Source organism: Halobacteriovorax sp. HFRX-2_2, assembly GCF_043196705.1.
Lineage (GTDB): Bacteria > Bdellovibrionota > Bacteriovoracia > Bacteriovoracales > Bacteriovoracaceae > Halobacteriovorax_A.
Genome location: NZ_JBEBMT010000001.1, coordinates 205,856 through 224,027, shown reverse-complemented (window position 1 = coordinate 224,027; position 18,172 = coordinate 205,856). Strand labels below are relative to the sequence as shown.

Below are 18,172 nucleotides of genomic sequence, written 5' to 3'. Positions count from 1 at the left end.
GCCCAAATAATTGTTGTTCCTCTTTTCGCATTATAGATATTTAATAAATCAAAAAGTCTTTTTGTATTATCAAAGTCTAGAGAGCTTGATGGCTCATCAGCAATAAATACATCTGGCTTTGAAAGCAGGGCGCGAATGATGGCAACCTTTTGTCTTAGTCCCCCATTAGCATCCTTGGCCTTAAGATTTACGCGATTTTTAATTCCTAGAATTTTAATTAGTTCGCTTAGGTCGCTCTCAAATTCTTTACGAGAGCGGTAAACACTTGGATCAAATGCAAATTGTAAATTATCAATAAGACTCATATTTTCAATAAGTCTTAGGTCTTGAAAAACTTGTGTTGTAAAAATGCGATCTTCAATTTTGATCGTTCCACCAGTTGGTGAAACATTACCAGCGAGAACATTTAAAAGCGTAGTCTTTCCTGCTCCAGAAGCTCCTGTAACAAAGACAATTTCACCTTTTCTGATTTGCAAATTGATATTGGAAATGGCCTTGATACCGTTGTAATCAACAGTGACATTTTCCAGGGTAAAATACATATTTGTATTCAAATTCTGGTTTCCAAATAAATTACTTGCTTGATTCGCGTAACTGCTTGAGATCATTGATATGAGTCCTTCATTTCTATATTCAAATCTTCCTAACTTGAATTGGGCAAAAATCCTCTTTGCCACTCTCTAATTTTATAACAAAATCAGATTTTAAGCAAAGGTAGATAAAAAGACCGACCACATGCGTCAAATAAGTAAATCTTAATATTTCAGCTGTTGATGGAAGCAAATTTTCTACGTAGAATCAGCTGCAAATCTGTAAAAGAGAGGTCAAAGTGCTTGAAAAAATTAATGGAAAGCAAATCGATGCTCACCTACTATCTTCCCTCTTACAAGATAGTAGTGTTGATGGAAATAGGGAAAGTAGAAATCTTTCATTTTATGACATCATCTATGTCATCGATACACCTGTCGATATTGGCCCTCGTTTTAAAACAAATAAAATTGATGAAGCCGGAGTTAATGTCACCCTGGCCTTTACAGACAAAGTTCTTTGTAATGAATATCTTGAGCAAAATAGTCGTACACGTGCAATCACTGTTGGTATGTTATGTGGTGAGGTCGAGTCTAATTTCATTGAGGTCATTGGGTTAAATCGAAATTCGTCAGGCCGCTTTGAAGAGTTCATTTTTGTGCCTCCCTATGACAAGCTCACTTGTCAGTATATTCTCTCACCTCGTGACGAAACGATATCTCTCTTATCAATTGATAATGAATCTCATCGCTTTATGGGAGTTGAGGCAACCTTCTTTTCCATTACGAATAAGACCATGGTTACTTTTGGGCAAGAACAAAGAGATGAGTATCTCAATAATCTCATTGAGAATTTAAGCTTTATCATTCCTCGTATTCCTCAAAGAAGAGGAAGTGCAAATATCATCTGCTTACTTTTAAATCTTGAAAATTCGATTGAAGAAAAGGCATTTGTGAGAGACTACCCTACATTTGAGGGCTATACAGAAGTGCTCTTTGTAAACTCTAACCTCGAGCTACTCACAGGAAACCTGACTAGAATCGAATACGATGGGGCAAGTTTAGAAGGTATCTACTTACCCCTAATCGAAAGGGCCAAAAAACTTAAATCACACCTTGCTCTTTAAGTAATTTATATGCCCCGTCAGAGCAGAAGCAATTTGGCGTGTAGCTCATTGTATTTGAAAGTTTTGAAATGATTGAATTTTCAACATCAGCTAGTAGTTTAACTTGCCCATCATCTAAACGAATCTTAACTGGATCTCTTTCTAAGAGAAGATTAGCAAGTGTTGTCTTCTTAGCAAGCTCTCTTGGACTCTTAACAAAGATAATTTTCTTCTTAGGAATATCTGGAATAACCCAATCAGCGTCACTCCCCTTCTCTTTCACAAGGTTAACAATGTCATTGGCCTTATTACTTGTCTTCTTAAAAAGCTTATCATTAAAGCCAATATTATCTTGTTCAAGAAGAGACTGTGAGAAGTCGCTTGTATCAATATTCTTAGCACCATGGCGTAGAAGAAGGATACGTGCCATATCTTTGATATCTGCATATTTATCGAATTGGCCATCGACAAGTAGCTTGTGAATTGTATTCATAAAGTACGAGTCATTAAAACCATAAAAGCGCATTGGATCATTGCTGATAATATCAAGTAGATCACTGTAGCGATAAATATGACCTTTCTCCAGCATGTGGTAACAAAGAGCATCTGCAATGGCATCGTACTTTGATCCACGTGGTGATCGAATAACTTGTGAGTACCAAGCAAAGCGCGCGCTTAAAAAATCTTCAACACAGTGAAGAGCATTTTCTTTAATTGCTAGAATATCGTGACCTGCAACTTTCTCTGTCGTGAAATGGTGTAGAAGATATTCTCTATCGTAAGTTCCATACTTAAGACCTGTATAGTGAGCATCTCTTAAAAGATAGTCCATGCGGTCACAGTCAATTTCTGAGTGAAGAATTTGATTGGCCAGAATTGACGAGTGCGTACCTTTAACAAGGTCTGAAACTTCTTGTGGATCAATTCCATGATCTTTCAAAATTCGAGTAAGTCCACCTTCGTAGTCAGTATTCTTAATAATGAATGAGCCAAGATTTTCGTGATCGTCTTGTAATCCCTTTCCACCTTTCTTATTTGTTGTCTCCCCTATCTTGATATAGGCCATCTCTGTTGTGTGAGAAAAACAGAATGTTCCAATATCGTGAAGAAGAGCTGAGACGCGAATGGCCTGATGATATTTGGCCTCTTTTGTCTTTTGAACTTTTTGAAATAATTCACCATCTTCCACACCGCGGCCAACTGACCTTAGAATATGGTGAGCATTATTAAGTACACCAATTGAGTGGCCGTAGCGAGAGTGTTCAGCACCGTGAAAAACGTAGAATGAAAACCCTAGTTGTTTAATCCAGCGTAGCCTTTGAAAGAATGGGCTGTGGATGATCTCCATCTCAAGTGGAGTTAAGTCGATGAATCCATATAATGGATCATAAACTTTTAGACCTAATTTAGCGTTTGAGACAACTTCCATGTTGATCCTTTGGTATAATATAAGAAAGCCCGTTAATTAACGGGCATCTTATATTTTATAATGAATTTGTTGATAGATACAAGAAAGTTAAGACTTTTTCTTTCTTCCTCTTTTCTTTACAGGAGTTGTAGCGACTTTTAACGCTTCAAAAATTTTCTTCGCTTCACTTCTTAAGTTATTTTCATAAATAAAGCGGTAGAAGTTCTCTAAATCTGGTGAACTTCTGAAGTTCTTTGGTAGTCTATTGTCTTCTGACATGGGCTCTCCTTTTAGACTGTCATAATAACTTCAAAATTACGCTTTATCAATTTTCTTTAAGCTTCTTTAAGGGTTGATTATGCTTCTTTTGCTTCAATCATACCGTAGCTGTGCAGCTTGTTATAAAGAGTCTTAACTGTAATCCCAAGAACTTTAGCTGTCTTAGTCTTATTACCACCTAAGTGATCTAGAGTTTGGCAGATGTGTTCTCTTTCGATTTCACCTAGCGTCATTTCTCTAAATACTCTGATTTCTTCTTTTTCTTCAGAGATTTCAGCTTGCTCAACTTTGATGCTATCAGCAAGGTGATCTCTTTCAACAATCATTCCTGGAGATAGAACATATGCTCTTTCCATGATTGAGTGAAGTTCTCTTACGTTTCCTGGCCAGTTGTAATCTTCAAGAAGCTTAACAACACCTGGAGACATTGACTTTTGAGCTTCTGGTAACTTTCCTAGGTTAAGGAAGTGGTTAGCTAGAATTTCAATATCTGACTTTCTTTCTCTTAGTGAAGGAATTCTTAAACCAATTGTTGATAGGTTGTAGAATAGATCTTCTCTAAAAGTACCTTGAGCAACACTTTCTTTCATATTGATTGAAGAAGCTGCAATAATTCTTACGTTTGATCTTAGTTTTTCATGAGTTCCAACTCTTGAGTAAGCAAGGTCGTTGATGAAGCTCATTAGTCTCGCCTGTACTTTAACTGGCATTTTATCAATATTGTTGATGAAGATTGTTCCACCGTTAGCTGCTTCTAGAGCACCTTTCTTAATTCTAAAACCTCTTACAGCATCAACTTCTTCTTTCCCGAAGATTTCTGACTCTAGGTACTCATCGTTACCCATTGAACAGTCTACTACGATGAAAGCGTGATTCTTTCTTTCTGAACGACAGTGGATTCTTCTAGCGATCATTTCTTTACCAACACCAGTCTCACCTGCCATATAAGAGTTAACATCTGATGCAGCTACACGATCAACTGCAACTAGAAGCTCTTGCATAATTTCTGACTTACCGATGATTTCTTTCTCTTGAGTTGTTGAACGAGATAGAGTTACACCAGGTACAGAATTCTTTAGTTCATTTTCTTTTTCTTCGATCTTCTGCTTAAGTGACTCATTTAGGAACTTAGCAGATAGATACATTTTCATATTCTTAAGTGGCTTCTGGATAGAGTTTAGGCTATCGATAACCATATTAATGTCTTCTTTCTTAAAGTTAACTTCTTCGCTATTTCCTTTGAAAGAAATAGTACCGATAATTACACCGTCGATAATCATTGGAACACACAGTTCAGAGTGAGAAATCTCTGTTTTTGTTGAAGCAAATAGAGGATCTCTTTGTACGTTGTTTGAGAAGTAAGCACGCTTAGTTTTGATTACGTGTCCTACAGCACCAAGACCTTTTGAAATTCTTTGTGCGTTCTTTACAGCGCGAGCATTCTTAGCAACCATGCGACAGCTTCCGTCTTCATGTGCAATGTTTACGATAATTTCATCACAAACGATTTCTGATTTAAAGAATTTTGATAGTTCAGAAAAGAAAACCTGCTCATCTAAAGTCGTAAGAAGTGTAGACAGTAGATTTTCAATTTTTGTTGATTCTTTTTTCATTTCGATTGTCATGTAAAAACTCCCGTGTATTTTTTAGTGTGTGTTCTGCGAAGCGTTAAACTAAATTCATGATACAGCGCGTCTGAATTTTTTACAAGACTAAAATACTCGGTTGTTCAAAAAAAATATACTTTTACTGTGATTATAATGACTTAAGCCATCTACCACTTGTACACTTTCCGAAATTTGAGGTCAGTGGCCCTAGGATTTTGCCCCAAGTGTCCATAATATAGACACTTTGAGTGGCCCTCGACTGTGAAAGAACCCTCAAACTTGTAAAAATAATGAACTGTCCATCTTTTGAGTACTCTGGATCCTCATTTGAACCGAAATCCTTCGTTAAACGATGAAGGTTTTGGCCATCTGATCCTACTTTAAAGAGGTCAAAGCGATTATCTAACCAGCTTGAGAAAACAATTTCTGAAGCACTTGGGTGAAAACGTGGAGTGGCGTTGTACTTACCTACATAACTAATACGCTTAACATCTTTCTCTAGGCCATTTGGATCCATTGTATAGATCATCGGCTTTCCTGGGCGTCCAGATAGAAATGTTAGGATTGAGCCATCAGCACTAAGTGATGGGTCAACATCAGGTGCGTAGCTTTTCGTTAGGCGTGTAATTGCACGAGTCTTTAAGTTCATGCGATATAATTCGGCATTACCTTGATGTGAAAGAGTTAAAATGATTTCATCACCATTATTAGTAAAGATAGCACCAGAGTTTAGGCCCTTTCTTTTCGATAATATAGTCGACTTCTTTGTGGCCACATCATAGAGCATAAGGTTTACGTTCTTCTTTGCTCCCTTAATAGACTCATCAATAAGGCTGTAAACAATCTTTGAGCCGTCATGTGATACAGCAGGAGAAAGAACAACACCATTATGCCATGTTAGCCTCTTTGGATTTGCACCATCAAAGTCCATGATGAATAGCTCTTTCTTTCCATCAGGCATTTTATAATCAGAAACAAAAACGATCTTATCCTTAAAGATAGAAGGCTTACCAACAATGGCGCGGTAGATTTCATCAGATACTGCGTGAATGGCCTCTCGGTTATTAGCATCATATGGAATTGATTTCGAAATAAGTTCTTGCTCGGCCGCAATATTCCAAAGCTTATATGAAAGAGATGTTTGCGTTGCAGTTCTTACAATTTTAAAGCGAACTAAGAAATTAGTTTCCTTCGTCTTGTAATTCGTAAAGCGCACATTATCAAAAGAAGTCTGCGAGATACGGCGAGGTAGTACATTAAAGTAGTTCTGATAGAATTTAAAATCGTTTCGTACGATATTAATATAATTCTCAGACTGCTCAACCTCATTAGGAGTAAAGACTCCCTCAGAAAAAATCTTTTCTACAAGTAGGCTTTCTTTAACAACTTCGGCGTCCCCTACAGAGACAACAGTTAGTCCACCATCAGCAATAACGTTTAAACATATAAGTAGTAATACTAAATACTTCATAAAAACTCCTATATAGGAAAGGCAAGAACGAGTTCTCCGGCCACTAGCCTATTAGTAATTTCTTTTTTCGGACGAGGAAATGATCCAACAGCGCGAATTGATCCCACCGCTTTGCTATCATACTCCGCGTTCCCACTCGATTTTATAATTTTATATTCTAATAATTTTCCCTGCGAATTGATAAAGACCTGAACGTGACACGACAATTCAAGATTTGCCAGATATGCCGGAAGTCTCCAATGCTTGCGAACAGCTTCCATCACAGAAATAACATAATTATCAAAGTCCCCTTGGGCCTGGGCACTGCCAGTTCCAGTATAAGAAGAGCCTTCACTTAATTTGTTTCCAGCAGCAATAATATTGCTATAGTCAGTTGTGTCCTCAGCAATTTTTTGTTTTTGCTTAGGTTTTGCCTTTCTCTTTGTATCTGTTTTGACATCACGATTAGCAAATTTTGAAAGCATATCCTTTAAAGACTTCTGTTTAGTAGCCTTCTCAAGAATGGCCTTGTCACTTCCACCTGTATCCTTGGCCTTCTTCTTTACCACCTCAACTTGCTCTTGTGGTGGAGGAGTCATTTTCTTAAGCTCTTGATAAGTCATCTTAGGCATGGCCACAACATCAACTTTGATGGCCTTACCAATAACGCGAACCTTATCGAGGTTGGCCCTCTTTGGGTCGAAAGGAGTCCCAAGCTTAAAGATCGATAGAAGATACAGTCCCAAAATTAGGACAGCATGCGCTCCTAATGAAATAGAAATGTATTTGTTAAAACTCTTTTCGATACTACTTATCCTCTAGCTCTGTAACCAGAGCAATATCATTTATATTATTTGATTTTAAATAAGACATTAATTTTGCAACTTTACCGTACTCTAGCTGATAGTCAGCTCTTAGAAATAGAGTCTGCGACTTCGTTTCTTTTAGCTTACTTGAAACAACAGCGATAAGTTCACTTAGGAGGATTTTATCCTTCCCCACATAGAACTCTTCAGAATTAGTGAAACTAAGAACAACTTGCGAAGAGCTTAAGCTCATCACATTGACTTCCTTAGTCTTTGGTAAAGTCAGTTCAATCCCATTTAACATCAAGGGCGCTGTAATCATGAAGATAACAAGTAGAACTAACATAACATCAACAAGTGGTGTTACGTTAATCTCTGATACCGGTCCGTCTCCATTACCACCAGAATTCATACCCATTACTAACCCCTAAATTATGATTTTGAAGAAATATATCTTTCAACTTCATTGATAAATTGATTACCAAAGATATGAAGTTGTTCTCTAAGTTTATTTCTTCTTTGTCCAAATTTATTAAAATACCAAGTTGCAGGAATTGCGGCCACTAGACCTACGGCAGTTGCAACAAGTGCTTCGGCAATCCCAGGAGCAACAGTCTCAAGCGTTGCACCACCACTGGCAAGGCCAGAGAATGAATCAATAATCCCCCAAACTGTTCCAAATAAACCAACGAATGGTGTAATCGAACCAATTGAGGCAAGAGTTGTTAGTCCATTACTCATTTGCTGATCAACTTCTACTGCTTCATTTGATAAGGCACGCTCCATTGATTGATTAGCAATTGAAGAATAATGTTCTTTAATTAGTCCATAGTCTTCACCTAGTGCAATCTCTGTTTTCTTAAGTTCACGGTAACCAGAAAGAAATAATTTCTTTAACGGACTATCTTCAATCGTTTGAGCATCATGATATGCTTCTTCAAGAGAGGCCACACCACTAAAGAAGTTTTTAAACTCGCGATTGGCCTTTTCTGTTTTATTAAAAAGTGATCTCTTTTGGAAAATAATCGTCCATGAAAGCACTGATGCTAAGATTAAAAGAAGTAAGTCTAATTTAACGACAATACTTGAGTCTAAGAGGATTTGGAAAATATCTAAATTATGACCTTCCACTATACTTCTCCTTGCTTTTTTAAAATATATGAATATGCGGATGTAACAATTAATAAACTAATAGCTGGAACCAAAAGGTTTCCTAACTTTGAAAAAAATATTGAGTAATATGTACCCCATAATGGATCGTGACCCAAGAAGGCAAAAAGAGGTACAAAAACAACTGAAATAAAAATCATCCCTTTAAGTACTGAGTAATTAAATAGATAGAGATGAGTATATGCTAAGAAGAATAGAAACATATGACCTATTTCTAAACTCGTATTTCTTGGAAATAAAACAAAAAGAGAAAGATATAAGAGAGAGCCTTCGGTTAAAATATGAAATCCCTTCCCTACACGTCTCGACTTTAAAAAGATTTTTGAATTCAAGAATTCAAAAAAGAAGAATGCAAAAATAAGTACATTGTGAACGATTAGTTGCCAAAAACTAAATTGCACGTTTTCCATATGAGAAGGTCGACTAAAGAAAATAAATACAATGAGTGTACCCAGCGAAATTAAATAAGTTGGGACATTAACACTATTGTACCAATCAAAAGACAGCTGGCCTTTAATATCTCTAAACTTCATATCTGAAAAGAAATAGATTGAAACGAGGTAACCTAAAATTCTTGCGGTAACTAGCACTTGCCAAGAGAAGTCGTATAGCCAATTCTCTACAATGATCAGCTTGTGCCCTAGTCTAAAGTGGAAGAACGTAATAATTGAGACAAGAATAAAGTAAATAATCCAGTATATTATTGTCGATGTGGCGTACTTTGCCAGATAAATAGATTTTTCTTTGGCGAATAACTTCATACTAATTCGTCGTTGGGTTTATCCAATTAAGCTGTAGTTCAGGCGCTGGATAAATCTTTGAATAATTCTTATAAAGTAAATTCCCTTTCGTTAAAGAATCAATCTTCTCTAGTAAGTGATAATAGTTTTTCCAGTACTTTGGATTATTCTTTAAAATAGTATCCATTTTCTTAGTTGTTTTAAACTGATCCTTGAAAGTAAAACCAGTATTAAAAACCACATCACTAAAACGAGTTAAAACCTTATGAAATTCTTCCTTTGGGAATTGTTTCTTATAAAAATTATTATTCATTAATTTTAAAAGTGTTTCATCATCAAATTTTTTAATAAATTGCTGATCCTCTAACCTCAATAAGTCTTCAAATAAAAGAAGTGAGATTTGTAACTTCGATAAGTCCATTGCTCTAATAAATGGAACACTAATCACAAATAGGTAGTGATTAGTCGATAGTGGAAAGCCGAAGTGAGTTACATTTGGTGAGTTCAAATATAAAATATCAAACTTGATACCAAAGTATCCGACTTCTTTTAAAAACTTAGCGTAATATTCACGAACACCAAAATCAGGCTTATGAAAGTCCCATTTTAGTATCCCTACATTCTTAACAAGCCAATACTGAGTCATGATATGCCAGAAATCTTTCCCGGCCGGCGTGTTGTAGAATGCTTTTTTTACAGCATCAACATCAACTTGTTTCTTTTTCGCTTGTTTAGCCTTTTCTTTTGCGGCCTTCTCAAGTCCGTCCTTCTTTAGAACTTTTTGAATTTTATTAAAATTCACAAATTCATTCTCAACCGGAAGGTTTTCTTGAGCATAAGAGCTAAAGATATTAAAGATAAGGAGAAGTGATAAGAAGTACTTCATTACTTACTCTCCCCTTTAATGAGAAGATCCTGTAGTCTTCCCCAATAGTGAATCTCAGTCACACCAATTTCAATTTGGTCAAAGAAGCGACGATACATATCTTGCCAACAACCATCTGGTTTTCTTTGAGAGAGAACATTCGTACTCATAAAACCTTTATAATTTGAGTACTCAACTTGATAGAACTCAGAGATTGGTGAACTTAAGACGTAGAAAGGTTGTCCACATTCAAAGGTAGACAGCACTCGAGAGAATTTTGAAGGGTTTTGGTGTAGCTGAGAATAAACAGACTGCACGTAGTAAATCGTCTTCTTCTGAGCATTACGAGACTGGGCCTTTTGTTGAGCAAAGACCGGTAGAAGAAGAAAAAATACTAGAAATATTCTCATTATACTTTCCATCTAAACTGTATTGTTTCCCACTCGTGACATTGCGGACAACGCCAAAAAATCTCATCAGAGTTGTACCCACATTCACGACAATAGTGCTTTGTAAGAGTTTGGTGCATATTCTCTAGAAGATCTTTCGTTTGTGAAACGGCCTCTTCTTTCTTACCTAACTCAATTAATATTTTAATATACTCAGATTTTAAGGCTTCTGAAGTGGCATTAGAGTTCTTATCCCACTCACTTAGTAATTCGTAAGCTTTGTGCAATTGATGCTGCTGCTTAAAAAGTCTAATCTTTGTAAGAATGATTGATTCGTTAGAAAGTAATTCTTCATCTTTCATTTCTAAGAAGTATTCAATTAAAAGATTTAATCTCTTAAAATACTTCTCTTTTTCTTCTTCACTGCCCTTAAATCCCTCTTCAAGTGATTCAAATGCAAAAGAAGCATACATTGGCTGCTCTTTTAAAAGTTCAACGAGATAGAATTTCGCTTCATCAACATTACCTTCGTGAAGAAGAATTCTAAGTTTTAGAATCTTTGCTGATACAGAAGGTGCAAAACGAAAACCGTCTTCAAGATCTTCAATGGCCTTAGAAAGCTGACCATTTTCAAAGAACTTCTTGGCCTTTTGAACAAGAATATGTGAAATCGTCTCAGACTGATTCTCATGCCCTACTTTTGAAAGCATGATGCGATAATTATAGGCTTGATCCCAATCACCAATATCTTCATAGATACGACAAAGTGATTGAATAACATCATATTCATCACGATTGATTTTTAAGACATCTTTATAAGTTTCAATGGCCTTATCAACAAAACCACCCTTATCGAAATCGATAGCTAACTCTTTAAGAGCACGAATGCGGTGAGATTCTGAAATATTATCTCTTGCAATAAGTGAACGGTGGATACTGATGGCCTTTTCTATTTCACCATTACTTCTGAATAGTCCACCTAGAGCAAAGTATGTATCAATTGTTTCTCTGTTAATATCAACGGCACTTAAGAATTCTTTAATCGCAAGATCACGATTTCCTGAGATTAGGTATTGAGTTGCATTTAAGAATACTTTCGACTGAGCTTCAAAGATCGAGTTACGATATCGTTTAGAAAGTTTTACACCTGTGTCTTTCTCACTGAAGTAGTGATAGATCAGAATTAGTGTAAATACGAATGCTACAACTGCTAGTATATGATCTTGTAGCCAATTTAAGTATATATGCATTATGCCTCTATTATTTGTACATTAAAGTCGTCGAGCTGTTAGCTTTTACAAAATTCTTAACTGCTCCTTTAACATCTTCTAAGTCTTCAATGATTGAGAAGAAGTTCGCCTTCTTCTTAATCTTCATTTCTGAAAGGTTTAAGTCCCCTTCAAGCTCTAGCTTCGCATGAAGCTCGCGAGCACATGGCCAAAGCCCAACAAGTTCATCAACAAGTCCAAGCTTCTTTGCTTGTGCACCTGAAAAGACTTGCCCTTGAGCAACATCGTTAATTGAACCTTTAATCTTCTCACTACGCTCAGCTGCAACATCATCAATAAATTGCTTGTGAACATCTTTTGTCATCTCTTCCATTAGCGCAGCTTCTTCTTTAGTCATTGGACGATTTGGTTGTCCAATGTCTTTATAGCGTCCGGCCTTAATTGTTTGTGGGTTAACCATGGCGAATTTGTATAATTCAGAAAGGTCAACAAATTGCATGATCACACCAATTGAACCTGTAAGTGTTCCTGGAGATGAACAAATCTTCTCTGTTGCCGCACCAATATAGTAACCACCACTTGCAGCGATTGATGAGAATGATGCATAGATTGGCTTTGGATTCTTTGTTACTTCAGTGTAACTTCCCGCCCCTCTAATTCTTAAAATTTCTTGATAAATCTCTTGAGTTGGAGCAACTGCTCCACCTGGTGAGTTAACTCTTAAGATAATTCCCTTAACTGCTTCATCCGCTTCTGCGCGGTGAAGAAGTTGAATTGTTTTCTTAGCGTCCATGATGACACCTTCAACTTCAATTAGGGCAATCTTATCTTTAGACTTCTTACTCGACGAAGCAATATCGTTATTTCCTTTGAAAATTGTCACGGTATAAGCAGAAAATAATATTAGTACAACGAAGAAAACTGCAACCATTGCCATAAGGCCTATGACCGCACGATCTTTTGATTTTGTATTCGACAAAGCATCCTCCCTGAGCTTATAAATCTACCCTTCTATCTTCCCAAAAATATTGGATTTCGTAAACTTTTTAACATGTTACAAACTTGCCGATTAAAGTAAATTTGTCCCTATCCGAAAAGATATAGGAATAAAACCGCAAATGCGAAGTGAGGGATATATGAAAGGTTTCAGCGTTAAAACAATTGCCATAATTACTCTAGTAATTCAGTCTAGCTTTGTTTTTGCTGAGAAGTATGAAGCTCCTTCATTTTATCAAGAAGCGAAAAAACCAATTTCATTTAAAAAGAAAGTAGTCCACCATAAGACTCAAGAATCTTGGGAAGACTCATATCAAGTTGAAGACGACTCTAAGTCAGAGAAGTCAAAGCGTCTTCCATCTTCTAAAAATACAAATGTTAAGTATTGGGATTACGAAAATAAGAAGTAATCTTATTTCCAAAGATTTAGATCTTTTTCTAGCTCACTCTTAAGCTGGCCACAGGCCGCTAAGATATCACTCCCCTTTGTCGTACGAATTGTTGTCGTGATTCCACCATTATCAAGTTGATTCTTAAACCAGTTGATACGGCTAACACTTGGGCGTTTAAAATTCGATTCAGGGTACTCATTAAAAGGAATCAGATTCACTTTAGATACTTTCTTAGGAAGAAGTTTTAAAAGTGCTTCAACATCTTCGGCGCGATCATTGTACTGGTCAATGAGAAGATATTCATAAGTAATATAGCGATGGGCCTTAAGTGGAATTTCCTTAATCGCCGTTAGAAGCCTGTCCAGATCATAGGCCTTATTAATTGGCATAAGTTCTGTACGAATCTCATTGTGAGCAGCATGCAGAGAAATAGCAATATTCACAGATGGGAATTCTTCTAGCTTCTTAATTGCTGGAACTAATCCCGATGTTGAAATCGTTACTCGCCTCTGAGAAAGGCCTAAGGCCTTTTCATCAACCATAAGTTCAGTTGCTGCCTTAACTTGTTCAAAGTTATGAAGAGGTTCTCCTTGGCCCATAAAGACAACATTTGATAGTCGTTCTTCTGGCCCAACTTTTTCTCTTAGAAATTTTGTAACGGCCAGAAATTGGCCTATAATTTCCCCGGCCTCAAGGTGGCGCATCAGCCCCATTGTTCCGGTATGACAGAAAGTACAACCGATTGCACACCCTACTTGCGAAGAAACACAAAGAGTTTTTCGATTTGAGCGAGCAGGAATCATAACCGTTTCAACAGTTTTTCCATCTCTCATGGCAACAAGAAATTTTCTCGTTCCATCTTTTGAAAGGCCATTCCATACAATTTTAGGAAGTGTAAAATCGAAGTTCTCTTCTAATAGCTCTTTGAGACTCTTAGAAATATTTGACCACCCCTCAGGAGTGTACTCGTGTTTTTCATAGACCCATTGAAGAATTTGATTTGCCACAAAAGGCTTCTGGCCATTCTCTACGAGGAATGATTTCAAAGACTTAGGTGAAAGCGAGTAAAAAAGCTGCTTTTGCATATGATTCTCCAATATTAGGTGACATTTATATGGTCAGGGACTAAATATTACAAGCTCCTCTGTAGAATTTTTGCTATTTAGCCTATTCTTTGATCTATTAAACCTAAATTACAACAAAATCTGCTGATGTCAGAATCATTAGGAACAAATATGAGAAAGCTTGGCCTATTAATCACATCCCTACTGCTACTTCAAGGATCTGTCTTGGCCGCAAATAATATGGCCAATCTTATTTACAAAGTTCCCTCTAAAAACAAAATACTTTCCACAAAGGGAGAGCTTAGCTGTCCTGACTGTAGGCTTGGTACACGATTTAGCGTAACAGTATGGAATATGTACAAAGGAAAAGAGCCTTCTTGGGCAAGAGATTATCTAGAGCTAGCAAGCGAGAGTGAAATCATCCTTGGTCAAGAGTTTCTACTTCAAGGAGAAATGCAGGAGATACTTTCAAGCGGCCAGCGAGAAAGTGTACTAGCAACTTCATTTTATAATACAGATGGAAAAGCAACCGGTGTCTTTACTAGCTCGACGGTAAATGCTGTCACAAAGCAGGCATTTCAAAGCAGTGATCGAGAGCCCATTGTAAATACGCCAAAGCTTTCTGTTTTAACTCAATATCCAGCAGATAATGGACAAAATATTACTTTTGTTAATATCCACGCACTCAATTTCGTCGGTATTCAACCTTTTACAATTCAAATAGCAACGCTTCTTAAAGCTGTAAAAAATATCAAAGGCCCAGTTATCTTTGCGGGTGATTTTAATACTAATGCTCCAACAAAAACTCTCATCATGAATATGCTATTTAAAAAAGAGGGTTTCAAACAGGCCCGTTATACTGGAGCAGATGATCGCATGACATTCTTAGGTCAGCCGCTAGACCATATTTGGTATCGTGGACTAAATCTCGTGGAAGCAAGAGTTCTTGGAGAGGTTGAAGGATCTGATCACGCTCCTCTTCAGGCAGAGTTCGAGCTAATTGATTAGGTATTAGCTTTGACAGTTTAGCTTATAAAAAGAAAAATTCAGCTGCATTTCTTTGCACATTCGTTCTCTCTTATAGATAATTAAAGATATTAAAAAATTAGTTTCAAACAAAAGGATTTGTTATGAAAAAGCTTATGATAAGCTTAGCAGTTGTTTTACTGGCAACACCATCTTTTGCACAAGAAAAGCTCATTCACAAAATTCCAAGTTCAGATAAGATCATTCAAGTAAAGCAAGGCCTTTCATGTGATGATTGTCCTTTTCCTAATGAATTCACGATCACTGCGTGGAATATGTACAAAGGAAAGAATGAAACCTGGCGCGAAGACTTTGAAGAACTTATGAATGAGAGCGATATTCTTCTCGGACAAGAGTTTAGTTTTAAAGGAAAAATGAAGGAGCGTCTCTTTACTCCAGAAGATGAAGAAATTATTTTGGCCACTTCATTTATCAGCTGGGGAAAGTACAACACAGGAGTTACTAATATTTCAAAGTATCCTGCAATAGCAATTACGCCTCTTAGGAGTAAGGTAAGAGAACCATTTATCCGCACACCAAAGCTATCTCTAGCAAGTCAGTACAAGCTTGAAGATGGCCGCAGTATTACCTTTATTAATATTCATGCTATTAATTTTGTCAGAAAGAAATCTCTAAAAAAACAAATCACTCAAGTTGTAAACTATATAAGAACAACAAATGGACCAGTTGTTTTTGCTGGTGACTTTAATACGAACTCAAAGTCTAAGATTAAGATGATGAGAGATATTTTAAAGAGAGAAGGCCTTAAGGAAGCAATCTACACAGGCCGTGATGATCGTATGAAATGGCTTGGTAATAAACTTGATTATATTTGGTATCGTGACCTAGAACTAATTGAAGCTAGAGTTCGTGGAGATATCGAAGGATCAGATCACAAGCCTTTACAAGCTAGCTTTAGAATTCCTATCGAATAAAACTCGATAGGAATCCCTTCTTTGTTCTTTCTGGATTTTCTAAGACATTTCCATGCTCAACAAAAGACTCAAGTAAACCACCAATTTTCTTAGTTGTTTCTAAAACCTTATTGAAGCAATCTGGAGAAATTAAGCATACTCTATCTTGCTTTAGACGATCACTTAGATCATAAGCAAATTTTGTCAGCTCTTCTTCATCAAAGAAACCACTTAAATAGCCGTCAGAAGTTATTTCCATTCTTGGACCCAGCTCGACCTCACTAAAGTCAACTGATGACTTTGCCGTGAAGATCGAACGAATAAAGAAGAGACTGTGCTCTTCACTATAGACATAACTTACATATAAAACTTTATCACTTGCACCCATCTCTACTCCGAAATTATCCCAAAATCTAATGAAATACTTCCCTTAGGCATGAAGCTCAATTCAATCTCATGTGGCGTATTATTTATCTCAACATGGTTTTGATCGATCATCTTTTGGAAAACGTATTCCGATGGATATTTAATATTAAGTTTTTGCTTATAACTTGAAGGATTAAAAAAGCTAATGCGCTTTACCTTATCGTATTTAAGATCAGAAGAAGCAATGGCCCTTTCTTGCCACTTATAGCGAACTTCTCCGCTTTGAGAAATATCACAACCAATATAGCCAATACTCTTCGTTACTTTATTCCAGAACGTATTAAGTTCATCGTCACTACACTCTTGAAAATCATTTGAGTTAAAGATAAGCAGTCGCCCCTCACCCATTGTGACAGTATTAATCTCAGTTAGGAAACGGATCTTCTCGACACTTAATTCATTTTCCAAGTAGAAAGACTCAAGTCTTCTTCTTAAATTCTTTTCAAGGTAAGCAATATCGATAAGAACCTTACCGCCACTCATAAAGAGCTTTAGGACCTTACCTAGAAGCTCAGCATTAATCTCTTTTCCATTGAAGTAGAAGAACTGAAATGGACTTTCAACATAGTCTTCCCAATGAAATTCATTAATATCGCTATAGCTATAATTCCAACTGAATTGACTCTTACAAAAGTCGATAAAACCAGAAAAAGCGATAAGCTCCTTACTTTTAAAGTCCTTCACATTGTGAAAAATATTAACTGCATTTGAAGTTTTAAAAATATAGTCGTTATCCGCGAGAATCGTCTTATCATTATAGAATTCATCTAAACGAGAAGAGTTAATAACCTGCTTCTTTAAATCAGAATAAATCCCATTCTTATTGCGATTAGGAAGAAGAATAGAAGATGGAAGAATTCCATTGTCTAAACTCTTAAGGGCATCATCAATGATCTTTGTGTCACTCACTTGATCAAGCATACGATTCTCAATTGAGTTCATCGAGCCTTCTAAGAAAGAGAAGTTCTTTACACCTTGCCAATTCTTTTCCATCGAATGCTTAACAATATCGATATAGATGCGAGAAATCGTTTCATTATACTCTATAATAAACTCATGCTCTTGCTCGGCCGTAATCTTCTCAAGCTTAAGCTCACCCTTTTTCATTTCAACAAAGCGACTAAAACCACTTTGGAACGCTACCGAACGATCAAAGATATAAGAATGAAAGTGGCCATGAGAGTAGTGACCGCAGTTGGCCCCCCACAAAGGTGCTTTAATTCCACTTTCTTGAAAGTATGAGTTTAGTTCTGAACAAAAACGAGTAAAGCCTTTATAAACTCGAGGATCATAGAAGCTATAGAAATTATGAATTGTTCCATCACTGTCTGCACTTGCACGGTTTAGGCCGTACTGATCACAGCTAGCAGTTCTAGCTAAAAGATATGGAATACCACCATTTGGTAGATATGGTACCGGTGAAACAGGTAAGAGAAAGATAATCTCCTTATCCAACTCTTTACAAATATCATATAGGCGCTTGAAGTCCGTCTCAGGTTTTTGCTTTGCAAAATCAATCTTATCGCCGGTATCCGTATGGAAGCTCCAATTTATCGGTACGATAATCTTATCTGTTAAAGACGTTTGTTCAATTTTAGATTTCCAAAGAGAAGCTGAAGTTTTCCAGTAGAAAAACCAATTCTCCCCTGGAAATACCGTGTCCTCATCCTTGACTACAGGTGTTGTAAGCATCAATCGACTCCTTAAAAAAATTGTAGGTCATGTAAAACACTTTGACAATTTCAAGTACTTACAATTTTTATCTTCTCACTAAATAT

General features: G+C 36.6%; 20 protein-coding genes. 4 read left to right on the top strand and 16 right to left on the bottom strand.

The window, feature by feature from the left end; translation table 11 throughout:
• A partial coding sequence (locus ABMA79_RS01020) for an ATP-binding cassette domain-containing protein (protein ID WP_393089520.1) occupies positions 1–677 on the bottom strand: 677 nt, incomplete at its 3' end.
• Positions 678–829: 152 nt separating this feature from the next.
• On the opposite strand from ABMA79_RS01020, the gene ABMA79_RS01015 reads away from it, so the two are divergent.
• Positions 830–1,654: a hypothetical protein gene (locus ABMA79_RS01015; RefSeq protein ID WP_393089517.1), complete on the top strand. Its 825-nt coding sequence runs from the start codon at positions 830–832 to the stop codon at positions 1,652–1,654.
• On the opposite strand, the gene ABMA79_RS01010 is transcribed toward ABMA79_RS01015, so the two are convergent.
• From ABMA79_RS01010 to sppA, 12 genes are all read right to left on the bottom strand, one after another.
• Entirely contained in the window at positions 1,632–3,062 is a 1,431-nt protein-coding gene (locus ABMA79_RS01010; protein WP_392857214.1) for an HD domain-containing protein, read from the bottom strand. The genes ABMA79_RS01015 and ABMA79_RS01010 overlap by 23 nt on opposite strands.
• A gap of 87 nt (positions 3,063–3,149) precedes the next feature.
• The gene (locus tag ABMA79_RS01005) at positions 3,150–3,320 is read right to left on the bottom strand and encodes a hypothetical protein (RefSeq protein ID WP_021266323.1); all 171 of its coding nucleotides are present in this window, start codon (positions 3,318–3,320) and stop codon (positions 3,150–3,152) included.
• Between the two features lie 77 nt (positions 3,321–3,397).
• On the bottom strand, positions 3,398–4,945 hold the full coding sequence (locus ABMA79_RS01000) for a sigma 54-interacting transcriptional regulator (RefSeq protein ID WP_392857216.1): 1,548 nt from the start codon (positions 4,943–4,945) through the stop codon (positions 3,398–3,400).
• Positions 4,946–5,075: 130 nt separating this feature from the next.
• Complete coding sequence (locus ABMA79_RS00995) at positions 5,076–6,398, bottom strand: TolB family protein (protein ID WP_392912242.1); 1,323 nt, start codon at positions 6,396–6,398, stop codon at positions 5,076–5,078.
• A gap of 8 nt (positions 6,399–6,406) precedes the next feature.
• On the bottom strand, positions 6,407–7,123 hold the full coding sequence (locus tag ABMA79_RS00990; RefSeq protein ID WP_392857220.1) for a TonB family protein: 717 nt from the start codon (positions 7,121–7,123) through the stop codon (positions 6,407–6,409).
• Positions 7,124–7,184: 61 nt separating this feature from the next.
• Positions 7,185–7,601: a biopolymer transporter ExbD gene (locus ABMA79_RS00985; protein ID WP_392857222.1), complete on the bottom strand. Its 417-nt coding sequence runs from the start codon at positions 7,599–7,601 to the stop codon at positions 7,185–7,187.
• Positions 7,602–7,615: 14 nt separating this feature from the next.
• On the bottom strand, positions 7,616–8,314 hold the full coding sequence (locus tag ABMA79_RS00980; protein ID WP_392857223.1) for a MotA/TolQ/ExbB proton channel family protein: 699 nt from the start codon (positions 8,312–8,314) through the stop codon (positions 7,616–7,618).
• Positions 8,314–9,114, bottom strand: coding sequence for a hypothetical protein (locus ABMA79_RS00975; RefSeq protein ID WP_392857225.1), 801 nt, complete (start codon positions 9,112–9,114; stop codon positions 8,314–8,316). The genes ABMA79_RS00980 and ABMA79_RS00975 overlap by 1 nt, the downstream gene beginning before the upstream one ends.
• 1 nt (position 9,115) lies before the next feature.
• Positions 9,116–9,979 (bottom strand): hypothetical protein, encoded by an 864-nt coding sequence (locus ABMA79_RS00970; RefSeq protein ID WP_392857227.1) that lies wholly within the window; start codon positions 9,977–9,979, stop codon positions 9,116–9,118.
• On the bottom strand, positions 9,979–10,368 hold the full coding sequence (locus ABMA79_RS00965) for an SH3 domain-containing protein (RefSeq protein ID WP_392857229.1): 390 nt from the start codon (positions 10,366–10,368) through the stop codon (positions 9,979–9,981). The genes ABMA79_RS00970 and ABMA79_RS00965 overlap by 1 nt, the downstream gene beginning before the upstream one ends.
• Positions 10,368–11,597, bottom strand: coding sequence for a hypothetical protein (locus tag ABMA79_RS00960; protein ID WP_392857231.1), 1,230 nt, complete (start codon positions 11,595–11,597; stop codon positions 10,368–10,370). The genes ABMA79_RS00965 and ABMA79_RS00960 overlap by 1 nt, the downstream gene beginning before the upstream one ends.
• Before the next feature lie 10 nt (positions 11,598–11,607).
• Entirely contained in the window at positions 11,608–12,555 is a 948-nt protein-coding gene (gene sppA, locus ABMA79_RS00955) for a signal peptide peptidase SppA (RefSeq protein ID WP_393089515.1), read from the bottom strand.
• A gap of 157 nt (positions 12,556–12,712) precedes the next feature.
• Between sppA and ABMA79_RS00950 the strand changes: the two genes are divergently transcribed.
• Positions 12,713–12,982, top strand: a complete 270-nt coding sequence (locus tag ABMA79_RS00950; RefSeq protein ID WP_392857236.1) for a hypothetical protein — start codon at positions 12,713–12,715, stop codon at positions 12,980–12,982.
• A gap of 2 nt (positions 12,983–12,984) precedes the next feature.
• Here the strand turns inward: ABMA79_RS00950 and rlmN are convergent, their stop codons facing one another.
• Positions 12,985–14,049, bottom strand: coding sequence for a 23S rRNA (adenine(2503)-C(2))-methyltransferase RlmN (rlmN, locus tag ABMA79_RS00945; RefSeq protein WP_392857239.1), 1,065 nt, complete (start codon positions 14,047–14,049; stop codon positions 12,985–12,987).
• 126 nt (positions 14,050–14,175) lie between these two features.
• Between rlmN and ABMA79_RS00940 the strand changes: the two genes are divergently transcribed.
• A complete protein-coding gene (locus ABMA79_RS00940) occupies positions 14,176–15,036 on the top strand; it encodes an endonuclease/exonuclease/phosphatase family protein (RefSeq protein ID WP_393089512.1) in 861 nt (286 codons plus the stop codon).
• Between the two features lie 122 nt (positions 15,037–15,158).
• Complete coding sequence (locus tag ABMA79_RS00935) at positions 15,159–15,989, top strand: endonuclease/exonuclease/phosphatase family protein (RefSeq protein WP_393089509.1); 831 nt, start codon at positions 15,159–15,161, stop codon at positions 15,987–15,989.
• Here the strand turns inward: ABMA79_RS00935 and ABMA79_RS00930 are convergent.
• Positions 15,979–16,356, bottom strand: a complete 378-nt coding sequence (locus tag ABMA79_RS00930; protein WP_393089507.1) for a hypothetical protein — start codon at positions 16,354–16,356, stop codon at positions 15,979–15,981. The genes ABMA79_RS00935 and ABMA79_RS00930 overlap by 11 nt on opposite strands.
• 2 nt (positions 16,357–16,358) lie before the next feature.
• Positions 16,359–18,086 carry a hypothetical protein gene (locus ABMA79_RS00925; protein WP_393089504.1) on the bottom strand — a complete coding sequence of 576 codons (1,728 nt, stop codon included), beginning with the start codon at positions 18,084–18,086 and terminating at the stop codon, positions 16,359–16,361.
• Between the last annotated feature and the right edge of the window lie 86 nt (positions 18,087–18,172).

What these genes read in the sequence shown, in the direction of transcription:
- ABMA79_RS00930 (WP_393089507.1), bottom strand. Translation starts at nt 16,356, where the DNA reads ATGGGTGCAAGTGATAAAGTTTTATATGTAAGTTATGTCTATAGTGAA.
- ABMA79_RS01005 (WP_021266323.1), bottom strand. Translation starts at nt 3,320, where the DNA reads ATGTCAGAAGACAATAGACTACCAAAGAACTTCAGAAGTTCACCAGAT.
- ABMA79_RS00950 (WP_392857236.1), top strand. Translation starts at nt 12,713, where the DNA reads ATGAAAGGTTTCAGCGTTAAAACAATTGCCATAATTACTCTAGTAATT.
- ABMA79_RS00925 (WP_393089504.1), bottom strand. Translation starts at nt 18,086, where the DNA reads ATGCTTACAACACCTGTAGTCAAGGATGAGGACACGGTATTTCCAGGG.
- ABMA79_RS00975 (WP_392857225.1), bottom strand. Translation starts at nt 9,114, where the DNA reads ATGAAGTTATTCGCCAAAGAAAAATCTATTTATCTGGCAAAGTACGCC.
- ABMA79_RS00960 (WP_392857231.1), bottom strand. Translation starts at nt 11,597, where the DNA reads ATGCATATATACTTAAATTGGCTACAAGATCATATACTAGCAGTTGTA.
- ABMA79_RS00970 (WP_392857227.1), bottom strand. Translation starts at nt 9,979, where the DNA reads ATGAAGTACTTCTTATCACTTCTCCTTATCTTTAATATCTTTAGCTCT.
- ABMA79_RS00940 (WP_393089512.1), top strand. Translation starts at nt 14,176, where the DNA reads ATGTCAGAATCATTAGGAACAAATATGAGAAAGCTTGGCCTATTAATC.
- ABMA79_RS00965 (WP_392857229.1), bottom strand. Translation starts at nt 10,368, where the DNA reads ATGAGAATATTTCTAGTATTTTTTCTTCTTCTACCGGTCTTTGCTCAA.
- ABMA79_RS00935 (WP_393089509.1), top strand. Translation starts at nt 15,159, where the DNA reads ATGAAAAAGCTTATGATAAGCTTAGCAGTTGTTTTACTGGCAACACCA.
- ABMA79_RS00995 (WP_392912242.1), bottom strand. Translation starts at nt 6,398, where the DNA reads ATGAAGTATTTAGTATTACTACTTATATGTTTAAACGTTATTGCTGAT.
- ABMA79_RS00985 (WP_392857222.1), bottom strand. Translation starts at nt 7,601, where the DNA reads ATGGGTATGAATTCTGGTGGTAATGGAGACGGACCGGTATCAGAGATT.
- rlmN (WP_392857239.1), bottom strand. Translation starts at nt 14,049, where the DNA reads ATGCAAAAGCAGCTTTTTTACTCGCTTTCACCTAAGTCTTTGAAATCA.
- ABMA79_RS01010 (WP_392857214.1), bottom strand. Translation starts at nt 3,062, where the DNA reads ATGGAAGTTGTCTCAAACGCTAAATTAGGTCTAAAAGTTTATGATCCA.
- ABMA79_RS01000 (WP_392857216.1), bottom strand. Translation starts at nt 4,945, where the DNA reads ATGACAATCGAAATGAAAAAAGAATCAACAAAAATTGAAAATCTACTG.